Origin of the sequence: Pseudomonas sp. SCB32 (assembly GCF_009189165.1) — a bacterium.
Taxonomy (GTDB): Bacteria; Pseudomonadota; Gammaproteobacteria; order Pseudomonadales; family Pseudomonadaceae; genus Pseudomonas.
In genome coordinates this window covers 4,498,984-4,514,876 of sequence record NZ_CP045118.1, presented here as the reverse complement: position 1 = coordinate 4,514,876, position 15,893 = coordinate 4,498,984, and the positions used below count along the sequence as shown (strand labels likewise).

Here is a 15,893-nt window from a genome sequence, read left to right as displayed (position 1 = left end):
GCGCTCAGCCCGGCGTCCGCAGCCAGTAGCAGGCCTCTTCGCCGGTCAGTGGCGCCTCGTCATCCGGCAGCTGCACGCGCTTCTCCCACAGCGGAAACCAGCGCTCGTCCTTCTCGTCGTCGATGGTCGGCGGGCGCACCTGCGTGCGGAAGCGCCGTTCACAGGCGCCCCATTGCACGAAGTTGACCTGCGCCTCGATCAGGCTCACGGCGTTGGCGCCGCCGCGCGCGTCGGGGAAGCACAGCTGCAGGTGATCGTCTTCCCAGAAGCAGATCTCGCAGATTTCGTACGACCCCGGAGGGTCGCCGAAACTGAAGTAACCGCAGCAGGGACAGGTATAGAGCATCAGGCGTTGCCTTCGATGCCCAGCACCTTGAGCAGGAAGGCGTACTCCAGCGCCACGTCCTTCAGGCCCTGGTAGCGGCCGCTCATGCCGCCGTGGCCGGCGTCCAGGTCGGTCTTGAGCAGCAGCAGGTTGTCGTCGGTCTTGCTCACCCGCAGCTTGGCCACCCACTTGGCGGCTTCCCAGTACTGCACGCGGCTGTCGTTGTAGCCGGCCACCGCCAGCAGCGCCGGGTAGTCCTGGGCGCTGACGTTCTCGTAGGGCGCATAGGCGCGGATGCGGGCGTAGACCTCCGGCTCCTCCGGATTGCCCCATTCGTCGTACTCGGTGACGGTCAGCGGCAGGTCGGGGTTGAGCATGCTGTTGAGCACGTCGACGAAGGGCACCTCGGCGATGGCGGCGGCAAACAGTTGCGGGCGCTGGTTGAGCACCGCGCCGATCAGCAGGCCTCCGGCGCTGCCGCCGCTGATGGCGAGCTGCGCCGGGCTGCTGTAACCCAATGCCAGCAGGTGCTCGGCGCAGGCGATGAAATCGCTGAAGGTGTTCTGCTTGTGCTCCAGCTTGCCGGCGCGGTACCAGGCTTCGCCCAGCTCGCCGCCGCCGCGCACGTGGGCAATGGCGAAGACGAAACCGCGCTCGAGCAGGCTCAGGCGCGCGTGGGAGAACCAGGGGTCGAGGCTCTCCCCGTAGGCACCATAACCGTAGAGATAGAGCGGCGCTGGTTTGCCACGGGCGATGGCTTCCAGCACCTCACGGCGACCGACCAGGCTGATCGGCACCTGCACGCCGTCGGCGGCAGCAGCCCAGAGGCGGCGGCTCTCGTAGGCGTCGGCGTCGAACGGACCTTCCACCGGGGTTTCCTTCAGCACTTTCTGCTCGCCGCTGGAAAGCGCCAGCTGGCGGATCTGCGCCGGGCGGTTGAGTGCCTCGTAGCGCAGGCGGATCACCGGGCCGTCGAATTCCAGGCTGTCCTGCACGTAGAGGTTGTAGGCGGCGTCCGGTAGGTGCACGCGGTGCGCCGGCTGGTCGTGGGGGTGCACTTCGACGATCGGCAGGCCACCTTCGCGCAGGCTCAGGGTCAGGGCGCTGGCGCTCAGGGTCAGGCCTTCGAGCATCACCTCGTCGCGGTGCGCCACCAGCTCATGCCAGTGCTCGCGGGTCGGCTGCGCTTCGCTGGCGCGGTAGAGGGCGTAATTGATGCCGGTCTGGTTGCTGCGGATCAGCCAGGCCCAGTCACCGTTCAGGCGGCCGTGGTCGGGGTAGTACTCGTGGCCTTCCTCGCGTGGCGCCAGGCAGACGAATTCGCCTTCCGGGTGGTTGGCGTCGAGTACCCAGGCTTCGCTGGTGGTCTTGCTGCCCAGCAGCAGCACCAGCTGGCGCTCGGAGCTGGCGCGGTAGCAATGCAGGAAGAAGCGGCCGTCGTTTTCCTCGAAGACCAGCTCGGCGCCGCTCTGGCCCAGGCAGTGGCGGTACAGCTTGTGCGGGCGGTGGGTATCGTCCAGTTCGCCGAAGAACAGGGTACGGTTGTCGTTGGCCCAGGTCAGGCTGCCGTCGCAGTCCTCGAAGGGCAGGGTGGTGACGCTGCCGTCGGTCAGGTCCTTCACGTAAAGGGTGTAGATCTCGTCGCCGCTGGTATCCAGGCTGTAGGCCAGCTTCGAATGATCGGGGCTGATGCTGAAGGCGCCGACCGAAAGGAAACCGTCGCCGGCGAGGGCGTTCGGGTCCAGCAGCAGTTGCTCGGCGCTTTCATCGACCGTCAGCGAGCCGTCGGTCGGGCGCGGGGCTCGGTAGTGGCGCGGGTACTCGTCGCCGGCGGTGGTGCGCTGGTAGTACAACCAGGGGCCCCAGGGCGTGGGCAGGGAGAGATCGGTCTCGCGGATACGTCCCTTGATCTCCTGGAACAGCTGTTCACGCAGTTCTGTCTGAGGAAAAAGCTGATCCTCAAGGTAGGCATTTTCCGCTTTCAGGTAGTCGAGGACGTCCTCGGCGTCGCGGTTTTCCAGCCAGGCATAGGGATCGGCGGCGGCTTCGCGGCGGGCGATGGGGGGCTGGCGGTTGGACATGGCGGCTCCTGGGCGACGGCATGGATGACGCCCGGCTGCGCACCCATGGATAAAAGCGGCTATCATAAGCCCCCCTCTGTCGCTATCGCACGCACGCGTATGAACGAACACGATTACCTGCTCGCCTGGGGCGCCTATCTTGGCGCCGGCCTCGGCCTGACTCTGGTCTGGTTCCTGATGACCGGCTGGATGTGGCGCTGGTTACGCGAACCGCTGCGGGTGATCGTCATCGTCCTGCTGTTCACGCCGACCCCGGTGGACCCGGCGAACAACATGTACGCCCCGGCTATCGCCATCACGGCGCTGGACATCGTGTTCAAGGTCGGCAACAACGCCTGGCGCGCGGTCTCGGACCTGGCGCTGGTGCTGCTGGCGGCATTCGGCGTGTACCTGCTGTTCGTGCTGATCCGCTGGCCCATCGAGCGGGCGCTGAAGAAGCGCCGCAAGGTGCCGGAGCCGGACGATGAGCCGACCCTGCGCCAGCTGATGCAGCCGGAGCTGATGCCCGACGTGGATACCCGCACCGACGAGCGCGGCGACCGTCGCATGCGCATCGAGCCGCGCCTGTAGAGTCGCGCCTTGCGTCCTGACCGACACGCGTCCAGCATGAACTGAACGGCCTTTCGAGGAGTTCCCATGGACTGCGTGTTCTGCGCCATCGCGGCCGGTCGCGTGCCGACCCATATGCTCTACGAAGACAATCAATTCGTTGTGCTGCTGGACCTCTACCCGCTGCGGCCCGCGCATCTGCTGGTGGTGGCGCGGGAGCACGCAACCTACCTGCACCAGCTTTCGGAAAGCGCACAGCAGAGCCTGATGCCGTTGGCCGAGCGAATGCAGCGCGTACTGCGCCGTGCCGGCTACGGCCGGCTCGGCATCAACCTGCTGGTCAACGACGGCCCCGCAGCCAACCAGCACGTAGAGCATTTTCATCTGCACCTGATTCCGCGTGAGCTGAACGACCTGCCGGCCATGGCGCTGCGCTTTTTCACGCGTTTCCTGCCGCTGGGGCGGCGCAGGATGCACAATCGCCTGGAGCGCGAGCTGCATCAGCTGCGCGAGGCAATGTTGGAGGAGAACTGATTCATGTGCGAGTTGCTCGGCATGAGCGCCAACGTCCCGACGGACATCGTGTTCAGCTTCACCGGGCTGATGCAGCGAGGCGGCGGTACCGGCCCGCACCGCGACGGCTGGGGCATCGCTTTCTATGAGGGTCTCGGGGTGCGCCTGTTCCAGGACCCGTCGGCGAGCATCGATTCGGAAGTGGCGCGTCTGGTGCAGCGCTACCCGATCAAGAGCGAAACGGTGATTGGCCACATCCGCCAGGCCAACGTCGGCAAGGTCTGCCTGGCCAATACGCACCCCTTCGTGCGCGAGATGGGTGGGCGTTACTGGACCTTTGCCCACAATGGTCAACTGGCCGACTTCCATCCCGAGCCGGGGCTGTACCGTCCGGTGGGTGATACCGACAGCGAGGCGGCCTTCTGCGACCTGCTCAACCGTGTGCGTCGCGCCTTCCCCGAGCCGGTGCCGGTGGAAGTACTGCTACCTACGCTGGTTCGCGCCTGTGCGACCTACCGCGAGCAGGGTGTGTTCAACTGCCTGCTCAGCGACGGCGACTGGCTGTTCACCTTCTGCAGCAGCAAGCTGGCCTGGATCACCCGTCGCGCGCCGTTCGGTCCGGCGCGGCTGAAGGACGCCGACCTGACCGTCGACTTCCAGTCCGAGACCACGCCTGACGATGTGGTCACGGTGATCGCCACCGAGCCGCTGACCGATAACGAGAACTGGACCCTGATGCAGGGTGGTGAATGGATGCTCTGGTGGCGCGGCGAGATCGTCGATCAGGGACGCGTCTGACGCGGCCTGCGCGCATCCGTGCGACACAGGCCCGGCCCCGGGGGGCGCCTTCGACGACAATCGGCGGCGCCTGGTGGGCGATACCAAAATGAGAAGAATGAAAGGGGGAGAAAATGTTGCGCAGCTACATTCGCATGGTGCTGTTCGCGCTGGGCCTGATGGTGGCGGTTCAGGTGCCGGGCTTCATCAAGGACTACACCCAGCGCATCGACGCCCATCGCATCGAGGCCGCCCAGTCGCTGCAAGGCTTCAAGGACACCTCCGGGCAGTTCTTCAAGGGCGATCTGAATGCCCTGGTGGCGCACTATCGTGGCAGCGCCGACCCGGTATTCCAGCGTGACGCCGACAACATCGAGCGCCTGCTGCGCCGTGCCCAGTTGTTCGAGAATGAATGGCAGGCCCTGCAGGGCGGATGGGCCCAGCGTGCCTGGCACATGGTAACGGCACCGAACCCTGAGCTGCTGCGGGAAACCTACGAGAACTACCGCTACCAAGTGGTCCTGGAGCCTGAGGCCATCGGCTGGGGCCTGGCCGGAGGCCTGGTGCTGGCGTGGATCGCCGAGGTGCTGATGGCGTCGTTGGCGGCGCTGGTCGGCCTGGGTGACAGGCGCCACGCGTCGCGCCGGCACTGGAACTGATCGCAGACGCTTCTACGAATGGCACGCTGTCGAGATTCTGCTGCGGGCTTCAGCCAATCGCGGACGGAGTCCGCTCCTACATTGTTTTCTGGGTGATACCCCTTCGGGCCAGCGCCCGCGTCCTGCGTTCGCGGGGAAGACGATTGCAGAGCGCGGTGCACGACATCGTCACTCCCGCGAACGCGGGAGCCCAAAAGACAGTTGCTCCTACGCACAGGTAGAAGGCGGTATGGATCTGTAGGAGAGGTGGGGGCGCCTAACCCATGCCCGCGATCGCGCGCATGGCGCGCTCCTACAGGTGGACGCCGGCGCACGGGCATTCATGCGGAAATGCCCGACGGCCTCGCAGTTCCTGAAAGCCATCGCACCAATCCGGTAAAGCCACTGCGGGATGCTTGGGAAGGCCCCTACACTCCCGCGGCGTTGCGGTCCTACGAGTTCACTGCTTAGCGTTTCGCCTGCCACAGCGTCATCGTGGCCAGGCGTAGAAACCTGAGTCCAGAGACATATTGCCAAAGCAGAGAAAATCCGGCCGGTTGTTCCGCGCCGGCCGGACTCTGGCTATCTATGGCGGACCGTGTGAGGCGGGCTTCGGCCCGGCCGGTCTCTCTGTGTCTCTGACCCGGATTTCTACCCTTGCACGGTCCGCCTCCCTCTTTTCGGCAGTTTCGGGCGGCGGCTTCTTGATTCAGCAAGGAGCTCCAGCATGAACCTTTCGATTTCCCCGGCCGACGACGGCCTGACCGCAACCTTCTTCGTCCGCTACAACCGGCAACTGCGCGCGCTGCTGATCGAGCAGCAGGCGTGGTTCGTCGTGCGCGACCTGAGCAAGCTGCTCAGCCGCAAGATCCACGAGCCTTTCATCGAACGCCTGGACAACGACCAGCGCCGCCACGAGCGACTCACCGGCAATCCTGAGCCGGAACTGCTGGTCAACGAGAGCGGCCTCTACGCGCTGCTGTTGGTGTACTGCTACCACCCGGAGAATCGCAGCCTGCGCCAATGGCTGAGCAACGAAGTCATGCCCGCGCTGCGCGACCAGTACAACCGCGATGCCCGCCTGCCGCGCCGGCGCATGCAGCACCTGCTTGGCGAGTCGCTGCCAGTGATGGATTGGCAGGGCAGCCTTCGGGTGCGCTGGCGCGACGCGGTGGGTTTGCTGGAAAACCACCTGCACGCCTGACCCGGGGCCGCTTTTGTAGCATGGCTGGAGCGCAGCGATACCCATGCTGTCCGGTGCACGTGCGTTGATGGGTATCGCTGCGCTCCACGCCATCCTGCGTCGTGCCTCTGCCAAACCCGGTCATGCCCTGGTAGGGCGCATAACGCGCCAGCGCTATCCGCCGCGGGGCATGTGGCGCATAACCCGTTCCGGGCTATGCGCCCTATGGGGATGCCAGCGGGAACGTGGGGGATCAGCGCGCCAGCGCTTCCTCCGGCGATTCGTGGCGGCGGTAGGGGAACACGTCGATCACCTTGCCCGCGCGAATCTGCTCCTGCAGGCTTTTCCAGTAATCGGCGTCGAACAGGTTGCCGTGCAGCTTGGCGAACAGCCGGCGCTGCTTCAGGTCGACGAACAGGAAGCGCGGGAACTCCTCCGGGAACACATCCATCGGCCCCACCGAATACCAGGGCTCGGAGGACAGCTCGTCCTCCTCATAGCGCGGCGGCGGGATGTGGCGGAAGTTCACCTCGGTCAGGTAGCTGATCTCGTCGTAGTCGTAGAACACCACGCGGCCATGGCGGGTGACGCCGAAGTTCTTCAGCAGCATGTCGCCTGGGAAGATGTTCGCCGCCGCCAGTTGCTTGATCGCCAGGCCGTAGTCGTTCAGCGCTTCCTCTACCTGCGCCTGGGTGGCGTGCTCCAGGTAGATGTTCAGCGGTGTCATGCGGCGCTCGGTCCAGCAGTGACGGATGAGCACCACGTCGCCTTCCAGGACCACGGTGGAGGGCGCCACATCCAGCAGTTCGGCGAGGCAGTCCGGGTCGAACTTGCCTACCGGGAAGCGGAAGTCGGCGAATTGCTGGGTGTCGGCCAGACGACCGACACGGTCGTGGTTCTTCACCAACTGGTACTTCTGGATCACCGTGGCGTGGTCCACGGTCTTGGCCGGGTTGAAGTTGTCCTTGATGATCTTGAACACCACGTTGAAGCCGGGCAGGGTGAACACGCTCATCACCATGCCGCGCACGCCCTGCGCCATGACGAACAGGTCGTCGGTGGTCGCCAGGTGGTTGATCAGCGCGCGGTAGAACTCGCTCTTGCCTTGCTTGTAGAAACCGATGGAGGTGTACAGCTCGGCGATGTGCTTGCCCGGCAGCAGACGCTTGAGAAAGGCCACCAGCTCCGCCGGAACCGGCACGTCGACCATGAAGTAGGAGCGGGTGAAGGAGAAGATGATCGAGACTTCCGCCTCGTCGGTGATCACCGTGTCGAACTGGATGCCGCGCCCCTCGTGGTGCACCAGCGGGAACACCAGCGGCCACTGCTCCTCGGGGGTGAACAGGCGGCCCACCAGGTAGGCGCCCTTGTTGCGGTAGAACACCGAGCCGATCAGCTCGATGGTCAGCGTCGGGTCCTTGCACACCCAATCCGGCAGGTTGGCGTGCAGCAGGCTGTCCATGCGCTCCAGGTCGCGCTCGCGGTCGTCGTAGTCCACGGCGAAGCGGTAGTCGTCGAAGATCTGCTCCAGGGTAGGGCGCAGGTGGCCGCCAGGGCGGTACAGGCGGGTGTGCGGGGCGCGCGCGTGGGCACGCAGGGACGGCCGGGTGGTGTGCACGAACATGGTGCCGTCGCTGATGTTGTCGTGGCTGAACAGGCCGCAGAAGATCGAGTTGAACCAGGTTTCCGCCAGCTCGTCGTCCAGGCGCGGGTCGATCAGGGTGATGTAGGCACTCTTGGCGATGGGCCAGCGCTCCACGTCCACCAGGTCGATATGGGCCATGGCGCCGGTCAGGCGCTCCACGGTTTCGGCGACCTTTTCCTCGTACAGGTTGATGCGCTCGGCCGAGGCCCGCTGCGCCTCCTGCCAGAGCGCCTGTTCGAAGCGCGCCGGGGCACCGTCGGTGATCTGGTGGAAGCGTGCGCGGTAGTCGTCGAAGCCTTCGAGGATCAGGGTCGCGATCTCGATCGCCGGCCAGTGCTGAGCCATGGGAGTGCCTCTGCAGAGTCGTTGTGCAGCGAGCTTAGCCAGCGTGAACGGCGAGGGAAAGTGGGAATTCGCGTGGCGTCCGGGCAGCATTCCGAGAGTTATCGGGCGTATGCTGATCCACCCATTCTCTTCGACAGGAACCTCGGCAAGGAGCTGACGCGATGGAGAACATGCGCATCGAGCGCTGCACGGAGCAGCACATCAACGGCCTGACCGCCCTCTACAACCATCCCGCGGTGGCGCGCCAGGTGCTGCAGATGCCCTACCAGGCGCCGGAGATGTGGCGAAAGCGACTGACCCTGGACAGCGAGCGCCAGGTGACCCTGGTGGCGCTGCATGAGGGCGAGGTGGTCGGCAGCGCCAATCTGGAGCAGTACCCGCGCGCGCGTCGCAGCCATTGCGGCGCCATTGGCATGGGCGTGGCGGTCACCTGGCAGGGGCGTGGCCTCGGCACGCGGCTGCTGGCGGAGCTGCTGGAGGTCGCCGACAACTGGATGGGCCTGCGTCGCATCGAACTGACCGTGTACACCGATAACCAGCCTGCCATCGCGCTGTACCGCAAGTTCGGTTTCGAAGTGGAAGGGCAGCTGCGTGAGTTCGCCTTACGCGATGGCGTTCATGCCGACGTGCTGAGCATGGCGCGGCTGCGCAGGAGCTGAATATGGAGTTTGAAAGTCAGCTGTGGATGGATGCTGCCGGCCACCGGCGTAGGCTGGTGGCTCACCTGCCATGGAGCTATTCGCGATGAGTCCCGCAGCACTGCTGAATCTGCTCGGCCTGGCCGCCATCTGGGGTGCCAGTTTCCTGTTCATGCGCCAGTTGGTGCCAAGTATCGGGGTGATGCCGACGGCATTCTTCCGGGTGTTCCTGTCCGCCCTCGGGCTGGTGGCGATCCTGCTGGTGCTGCGCACGCGCTGGGATTTTCGCGGCAAGTTCGGGCGCTTGCTGGTGATCGGGGTGATCAGCTCGGGCATTCCGGTGCTGATGTACAGCCTGGCGGCGCGGGTGCTGCCGGCCGGTTATTCGGCGATCTTCAATGCCACCACGCCGCTGATGGGCGTACTGATCGGCTCGTTGTTCTTCGGTGAGTCGCTGACCGGCTCCAAGGCGTTGGGTGTATTGCTGGGGCTGGCCGGGGTGGCCGTGCTGACCGGTGCCGGCCCGGTGCCGCTGGACGCCGCCGTGCTGTGGGGTGCCGCTGCCTGCCTGGTGGCGACGACCTGCTACGGCTTTGCCGGGTTCATCACCAAGCGCTGGATCAACGATCAAGGTGGCCTGGACTTCGGCATTTCGGCACTCGGCAGCCAGATCGGCGCGACCCTGTGCCTGCTGCCGGCCTTTCTCGGTACCAGCCTGGACATGCCGCTGGCGCCGCTGTTCGAGCCGAAGATTCTGCTGGCCCTGGCCGGGCTGGGCTTCCTCTGCACCTCCTTCGCCTACGTCCTGTACTTCCGTCTGCTGGCCAGCGTCGGCCCGCTGAAGACCATGACGGTGACCTTCCTCATTCCGCTGTTCGGCGTGCTCTGGGGGGTGCTGTTGCTGGACGAGTCGCTGTCCTGGGCGCACCTGCAGGGCGGGGTGCTGATTGCCGTGGCACTGTGGCTGGTGCTGCGGCCGGCGCCGTTGGCGAAAGTGGAAACGGCCAGTTGAGTGAGCCGGAGGCGAGGAAGAGTCCCCGCCTCCGGCTTGTGCACCAGACGATCAGCTATCGACCGCCTGTGTGGCTGCTGAAGTGCGCGCCGGGCCCGCCTTGCGAAACACCAGCATCAATCCCGCCACGATCAATCCCATGCCCAGCAGGCCCAGCGCGGACAGGCGATTGCCGAACACCAGGTAGTCCATCAGCGCGGTAACCGCCGGCACCAGGTAGAACAGGCTGGTGACGTTGACCAGATCACCCGCGGCGATCAGCCGGTAGAGCAGCACGGTGGCCAGCACCGAGACCATCAGCCCCATCCACAGCGCGCTGAGGATGAACGCGGTGTTCCACTCCACGTACAGCGGCTGGAAAGGCGCCACGGCCAGGCACAGGGTGAGGCCGGCGATGTACTGCAGGGGCAGGGTGCCCAGCGGATTCTCGCGGATGTTCTTCTGCAGGATCGAGCCGCCGGTGATCGACAGCAGTGCCAGCAGGCAGCAGGCCAATCCTGCGAAGGTCAGGCCCGACAGCCCGATGCTCTGGTACACCACCATCACCAACCCGACCAGCCCCAGCGCCAGGCCACCCAGGCGCGTGGCCGAGTGCCGGCGCTCCAGCAGGAAGCTGGTGAGCATCGGCTGCACGCCAAGCACCGTGGCGATGACGCCGGGGGTGACGTGCTGGTCCAGCGCCAGCAGGTAGAAGATCGGATAGACGCCGAGCATCACCAGGCCGGTCAGTACCGCCTGGCGCACCTGCCGGCGCTCGCGTGGCCAGCGCAGGCCGATCAGCGGTGAAAGGATCAGCAGCGCCGCCAGCGCGGTGCCGAAACGGGCGATGAGGAAGACCATGGGCGAGGCATGGGCCAGCCCCCACTTGCTGATGATGGCGGCGCTGCTCCACAGCAGCACGAACAGCGAGGTACTGGCCAGGGCGGCCAGGGAAGAACGATTGAACGAAATCATGCAATGCACCTGTCGTCAGGCAGATCACGACCGGCCTTCAGGCGGCCGGCCACAAGCCAGGTGCCGCGTCAGATGAGCGCGGAAAACCGGGCGATGGAAAACGCGTGATGCGTGGGCGTCAGCAGCTCACGCCGGGCGGCGGATTGGCCGCGCTGGGAGGCGGAGGCGACGCGATGGCGACGACAGGAGGGGGAGGGCAGGCCGCACCCATACCCGCGCCGCGTGCCGGGGAGGCTGCAGCGATGATTGCCTGGGTGGGCAACGGGTATCGGGACATGGACGGAAACCTGATTCAGTGAGGCAGCGAAGTGCCGTGTGGGCTGACTATAGCGGGCAACGTGCCCCGAGGCGAGCCCTGCGCGAGTCGTGCGGCAAAGCGCGACTCTCGCGACAGAAATGACAACGCGCGGCCGAAACCGCGCGTTGCAGGGGCAAGGGTGACGCTTACTTGCCGGTCTTGATGGTGTTCCAGATGCGGGTGCGCAGGCGGTCGATCTTCTGCGGCATGGATTCGAGGGCGAACAGCTTGGCCATCTTGTCCTGCGGCGGGTAGATCGCCGGGTCGGCCTTGATCGCCTTGTCCACCAGCGGATCGGCGGCCAGGTTGCCGTTGGCGTAGTGCACCGAGTTGCTCACGCCCGCCATCACTTCCGGACGCAGCAGGTAGTTCATGAAGGCGTAGGCGGCCTTTTCATCGGGCGCGTCTGCCGGCATGGCGACCATGTCGAACCACAGCGGCGAACCTTCCTTCGGAGTGGAGTACTGCACGTCCACGCCGTTCTTGGCTTCCTTGGCGCGGGTGGCGGCCTGCAGGATGTCGCCGGAGAAACCGACCACCATGCAGATCTCGCCGTTGGCCAGGTCGCTGACGTACTTGGAGGAGTGGAAGTAGCGGATGTACGGACGCACCTTGAGCAGTGCTTCCTCGGCCTTCTTGTAGTCCTCCTGCTTCTGGCTGTGGTGCGGCAGGCCCAGGTAGTTCAGGGTGATCGGCAGCAGTTCCGGACCGTTGTCCAGCACCGCTACGCCGCACTTGGCCAGCTTCTCCATGTACTCGGGCTTGAAGAAGATGTCCCAGGAATCGATCGGCGCGTTGTCGCCCAGCACTTCCTTGATCTTCGCCGAGTTGTAGCCGATGCCGGTGGTGCCCCACAGGTAGGGGAAGCCGTGCTCGTTGCCCGGGTCGTTCACTTCCAGCGCCTTCATCAGCACCGGGTTGAGGTTCTTCCAGTTCGGCAGCTGGCTCTTGTCCAGCTTCTTCAGCGCGCCGGCCTGGATCTGCTTGGCCATGAAGTGGTTGGACGGGAATACGACGTCGTAGCCGGACTTGCCGGTCATCAGCTTGCCGTCGAGAGTCTCGTTGCTGTCGTAGACGTCATAGGTCGCCTGGATGCCGGTTTCCTTGGTGAAGTTCGGCACGGTTTCCGGGGCGATGTACTCGGACCAGTTGTAGATCTTCACGGTGTCGGCCTGGGCGGCGCCAGCGGACACGGCGAGGGAAATTGCGAGGGTGGAGAGCAACGGGGCGGAAATTTTCATTCTTGTATTCCTGACGGCGGTGCGGGATGCCCGGTGCCGTCCGCTCAGGGCGGCAAGGTGTCACGGGCTGGGCAAGAATTAATCATTTTGCCGGAGTATGGCGAGAGGCCTTGGCTGCTTGCGGGTCCGCAGACAGCCAGGCGTGACTCGGATCGCGCTGAGTCGGAATCGCAGGTAGGAATCCGCCCCGGAACGGGGCGGAGGAGTCTTACTGGACCAGATCCTGCTCGTCGAACAGGCCGTCGAAGAGCATGCTCGACAGGTAGCGCTCGCCGGAGTCGGGCAGGATGACCACGATGGTCTTGCCCTGCATGTTCGGCTCCTCGGCCAGCTTCACCGCGGCGGCCATGGCGGCACCGCTGGAGATGCCGCAGAGGATGCCTTCTTCCTGCATCAGGCGCAGGGCCATGGCCTTGGCGTCGTCGTCGGCGATGGTGGCGACGCGATCCACCAGCGACAGGTCGAGGTTCTTCGGCACGAAGCCGGCACCGATGCCCTGGATCTTGTGCGGGCTGGGTTTCACTTCCTCACCGGCCAGGGTCTGGCTGATCACCGGCGAGCTGATCGGCTCCACGGCCACCGAGAGGATCGGCTTGCCCTTGGTGTTCTTGATGAAGCGCGAGACCCCGGTGATGGTGCCGCCGGTGCCGACGCCGGCCACCAGCACGTCCACTGCGCCATCGGTGTCGTTCCAGATTTCCGGGCCGGTGGTCTTCTCGTGGATCGCAGGGTTGGCCGGATTGTCGAACTGTACCGGCATGAAGTACTTCGCCGGGTCGCTGGCGAGGATTTCCTCGGCCTTGGCGATGGCGCCCTTCATGCCCTTGGCCGGTTCGGTCAGGACGATCTCTGCGCCCAGTGCCTTGAGCACCTTGCGGCGTTCCAGGCTCATGGAGGAGGGCATGGTGAGGATCAACTTGTAGCCACGGGCGGCGGCGACGAAGGCCAGGCCGATACCGGTGTTGCCGGAGGTCGGCTCGACGATGGTCATGCCCGACTTGAGGCGGCCGCTCGACTCGGCATCCCAGATCATGTTGGCGCCAATCCGGCACTTCACCGAGTAACCGGGGTTGCGCCCTTCGATCTTGGCCAGGATGGTGACGCCGCGCGGGGCGATGCGATTGATCTGGACCAGCGGCGTGTTGCCGATGGACTGCGCGTTGTCTGCGTAAATGCGGCTCATGGGGAGAGAGTCCTTGTCACTCTTGAGTAGACCCGAAAGCCTATTCCCCGCCCGCCTCTGCGTCCAGACGCAGAACCGGCGGAAAGATCGGTCGCCGCAGCGCCTGGATCGGGCCTCAAATGAGTGTCCGGGAGGCGCGAGCTGGCGAGAAATGGCCGTCCGCGCGATGACCGGGCATTCAGTGACTGAATGCCCGTCCTGCGTTCACAGTCGAGCGCCATGCGCGTTATAGTCGCAGTCTCCCAAACGCACCTCTCCGCCCGGGTCAGCCCCGGCCGCTACCGTTCGAGGATTTCCCGATGAAGTTCGAAGGCACTCAGTCCTACGTCGCCACCGACGACCTCAAGCTGGCGGTCAACGCCGCCATCACCCTGCAGCGTCCGCTGCTGGTGAAGGGCGAGCCGGGCACCGGCAAGACCATGCTGGCCGAGCAGCTGGCGGAGTCCTTCGGCGCCAGGCTGATCACCTGGCACATCAAGTCCACCACCAAGGCTCACCAGGGCCTCTACGAGTACGATGCGGTCAGCCGCCTGCGCGACTCGCAGCTGGGCGTGGACAAGGTCCACGACGTGCGCAACTACATCAAGAAGGGCAAGCTCTGGGAGGCCTTCGAGGCCGAAGAGCGCGTGATCCTGCTGATCGACGAGATCGACAAGGCCGACATCGAGTTCCCCAACGACCTGCTGCAGGAACTCGACAAGATGGAGTTCTTCGTTTACGAGACCAACGAGACCATCAAGGCCAAACAGCGCCCGATCATCATCATCACCTCGAACAACGAGAAGGAGCTGCCGGACGCCTTCCTGCGCCGCTGCTTCTTCCACTACATCGCCTTCCCCGACCGCGAGACCCTGCAGAAGATCGTCGACGTGCACTACCCGAAGATCAGCGGCACGCTGGTCAGCGAGGCGCTGGACATCTTCTTCGACGTGCGCAAGGTGCCGGGCCTGAAGAAGAAGCCCTCCACCTCCGAACTGGTGGACTGGCTGAAGCTCTTGATGGCCGACAACATCGGCGAAGCCGTGCTGCGCGAGCGCGACCCCACCAAGGCCATCCCGCCGCTGGCCGGCGCCCTGGTGAAGAACGAGCAGGATGTGCAACTGCTGGAACGCCTGGCGTTCATGAGCCGCCGCGCTTCGCGCTGAACCTGTTCCTTCGCCGGAGCGGGTTAATTGGGTCCCCGCGTTCGCGGGGATGACGCCAGAGAGTGTTTCCACCCCACGTCATTCCCGCGAACGCGGGAACCCAGAAGACGACCGCTCCAGCGGGTTTGACGACAAGAGGGCGCAGCCATGCTGCTCAACCTGTTCAACGAAATGCGCGCGGCCAAGGTGCCGGTGTCGGTGCGCGAGCTGCTCGACCTGATCGATGCGCTCAAGCACCGCGTCGTGTTCGCCGACATGGACGAGTTCTATTACCTCGCCCGCACCATCATGGTGAAGGACGAGCGCCATTTCGATAAGTTCGACCGGGCCTTCGGCGCCTACTTCAAGGGCCTGGAAAAGCTCGACGACCACCTCAAGGCACTGATCCCCGAAGAGTGGCTGCGCAAGGAATTCGAGCGCCTGCTGACCGACGAGGAGCGCGCGCAGATCCAGTCCCTCGGCGGCCTGGACAAGCTCATCGAGGAGTTCAAGAAGCGCCTGGAAGAGCAGAAGGAGCGCCATGCCGGCGGCAACAAGTGGATCGGCACCGGCGGCACCAGCCCGTTCGGCTCCGGCGGCTTCAATCCCGAGGGCATCCGCGTCGGCGACGCCGGCAAGCGCCAGGGCAAGGCCGCCAAGGTGTGGGACCAGCGCGAGTACAAGAACCTCGACGACCAGGTCGAGCTGGGCACGCGCAACGTCAAGATCGCCCTGCGCCGCCTGCGCAAGTTCGCCCGCGAGGGCGCAGCGGAAGAGCTGGACATCGACGGCACCATCGACCACACCGCGAAGGATGCCGGCCTGCTCAACATCCAGATGCGCCCGGAGCGCCGCAACACCGTGAAGCTCCTGCTGCTGCTGGATATCGGCGGCTCCATGGATGCCCACGTAAAGGTCTGCGAGGAACTGTTCTCGGCCTGCAAGACCGAGTTCAAGCATCTGGAATATTTCTACTTCCACAACTTCATCTACGAGTCGGTGTGGAAGAACAACCTGCGTCGCGGCAGCGAGCGCACCTCTACCTTCGACCTGCTGCACAAGTACGGGCCGGACTACAAGGTGGTGTTCGTCGGCGACGCCGCCATGGCGCCCTACGAGATCACCCAGGCCGGCGGCAGCGTCGAGCACTGGAACGAGGAGGCCGGCTACGTCTGGATGCAGCGCTTCATGGAGAAGTACAAGAAGCTCATCTGGATCAACCCCTACCCGAAAGACACCTGGAACTACACCGCCTCCACGGGCCTCGTCCGTGAGCTGGTGAAGGAGCAGATGTTCCCGCTGACCCTGAGCGGCCTGGAAGAGGGCATGCGGTTCCTCTCCCGCGGTTGAGCTTTCCCTCGGCTGAGCGCCAGGACGGTGCGCCCGC

The 15,893-nt window shown here is 65.0% G+C and carries 15 protein-coding genes; 9 read left to right on the top strand and 6 right to left on the bottom strand.

Annotated features, from left to right (window positions below):
• Window positions 1-4: 4 nt before the first annotated feature.
• Window positions 5-346: a CPCC family cysteine-rich protein gene (locus tag GA645_RS20545; protein ID WP_152224873.1), complete on the bottom strand. Its 342-nt coding sequence runs from the start codon at window positions 344-346 to the stop codon at window positions 5-7.
• Window positions 346-2,406 carry a S9 family peptidase gene (locus tag GA645_RS20540; protein ID WP_152224871.1) on the bottom strand — a complete coding sequence of 687 codons (2,061 nt, stop codon included), beginning with the start codon at window positions 2,404-2,406 and terminating at the stop codon, window positions 346-348. Before GA645_RS20540 ends, GA645_RS20545 begins: the two co-directional genes overlap by 1 nt.
• A 99-nt stretch (window positions 2,407-2,505) precedes the next feature.
• On the opposite strand from GA645_RS20540, the gene GA645_RS20535 reads away from it, so the two are divergent.
• The 5 genes from GA645_RS20535 to GA645_RS20515 all read left to right on the top strand — a co-directional run bounded on the left by GA645_RS20535 (window position 2,506) and on the right by GA645_RS20515 (window position 6,087).
• Window positions 2,506-2,976, top strand: coding sequence for an MFS transporter (locus GA645_RS20535; protein WP_152224869.1), 471 nt, complete (start codon window positions 2,506-2,508; stop codon window positions 2,974-2,976).
• A gap of 66 nt (window positions 2,977-3,042) precedes the next feature.
• Entirely contained in the window at window positions 3,043-3,489 is a 447-nt protein-coding gene (locus GA645_RS20530) for an HIT family protein (protein WP_152224867.1), read from the top strand.
• A gap of 3 nt (window positions 3,490-3,492) precedes the next feature.
• Window positions 3,493-4,266 carry a class II glutamine amidotransferase gene (locus tag GA645_RS20525; protein ID WP_152224865.1) on the top strand — a complete coding sequence of 258 codons (774 nt, stop codon included), beginning with the start codon at window positions 3,493-3,495 and terminating at the stop codon, window positions 4,264-4,266.
• A gap of 113 nt (window positions 4,267-4,379) precedes the next feature.
• Window positions 4,380-4,904: a DUF2937 family protein gene (locus tag GA645_RS20520; RefSeq protein WP_152224862.1), complete on the top strand. Its 525-nt coding sequence runs from the start codon at window positions 4,380-4,382 to the stop codon at window positions 4,902-4,904.
• A 706-nt stretch (window positions 4,905-5,610) separates the two neighbouring features.
• Entirely contained in the window at window positions 5,611-6,087 is a 477-nt protein-coding gene (locus GA645_RS20515) for a Bro-N domain-containing protein (RefSeq protein WP_152224860.1), read from the top strand.
• A 232-nt stretch (window positions 6,088-6,319) separates the two neighbouring features.
• On the opposite strand, the gene aceK is transcribed toward GA645_RS20515, so the two are convergent.
• Window positions 6,320-8,056 (bottom strand): bifunctional isocitrate dehydrogenase kinase/phosphatase, encoded by a 1,737-nt coding sequence (gene aceK / locus GA645_RS20510; RefSeq protein ID WP_152224858.1) that lies wholly within the window; start codon window positions 8,054-8,056, stop codon window positions 6,320-6,322.
• 161 nt (window positions 8,057-8,217) lie between these two features.
• Here aceK and GA645_RS20505 point away from each other — a divergent pair, with 161 nt between their 5' ends.
• Window positions 8,218-8,715 carry a GNAT family N-acetyltransferase gene (locus tag GA645_RS20505; protein WP_152224857.1) on the top strand — a complete coding sequence of 166 codons (498 nt, stop codon included), beginning with the start codon at window positions 8,218-8,220 and terminating at the stop codon, window positions 8,713-8,715.
• Window positions 8,716-8,800: 85 nt separating this feature from the next.
• Window positions 8,801-9,706, top strand: a complete 906-nt coding sequence (locus tag GA645_RS20500; RefSeq protein WP_152224855.1) for a DMT family transporter — start codon at window positions 8,801-8,803, stop codon at window positions 9,704-9,706.
• 51 nt (window positions 9,707-9,757) lie between these two features.
• On the opposite strand, the gene GA645_RS20495 is transcribed toward GA645_RS20500, so the two are convergent.
• From GA645_RS20495 to cysK, 3 genes are all read right to left on the bottom strand, one after another.
• Complete coding sequence (locus GA645_RS20495; protein WP_152224853.1) at window positions 9,758-10,660, bottom strand: DMT family transporter; 903 nt, start codon at window positions 10,658-10,660, stop codon at window positions 9,758-9,760.
• Window positions 10,661-11,104: 444 nt separating this feature from the next.
• Window positions 11,105-12,199: a polyamine ABC transporter substrate-binding protein gene (locus GA645_RS20490; RefSeq protein ID WP_152224851.1), complete on the bottom strand. Its 1,095-nt coding sequence runs from the start codon at window positions 12,197-12,199 to the stop codon at window positions 11,105-11,107.
• A gap of 208 nt (window positions 12,200-12,407) precedes the next feature.
• Entirely contained in the window at window positions 12,408-13,382 is a 975-nt protein-coding gene (cysK, locus tag GA645_RS20485) for a cysteine synthase A (protein ID WP_152224849.1), read from the bottom strand.
• A gap of 299 nt (window positions 13,383-13,681) precedes the next feature.
• On the opposite strand from cysK, the gene GA645_RS20480 reads away from it, so the two are divergent.
• Together GA645_RS20480 and GA645_RS20475 are read left to right on the top strand one after the other, a co-directional pair.
• Window positions 13,682-14,527 carry a MoxR family ATPase gene (locus GA645_RS20480; RefSeq protein WP_152224847.1) on the top strand — a complete coding sequence of 282 codons (846 nt, stop codon included), beginning with the start codon at window positions 13,682-13,684 and terminating at the stop codon, window positions 14,525-14,527.
• 147 nt (window positions 14,528-14,674) lie between these two features.
• Complete coding sequence (locus tag GA645_RS20475; RefSeq protein WP_152224845.1) at window positions 14,675-15,856, top strand: VWA domain-containing protein; 1,182 nt, start codon at window positions 14,675-14,677, stop codon at window positions 15,854-15,856.
• The last annotated feature ends 37 nt before the right edge of the window (window positions 15,857-15,893 follow it).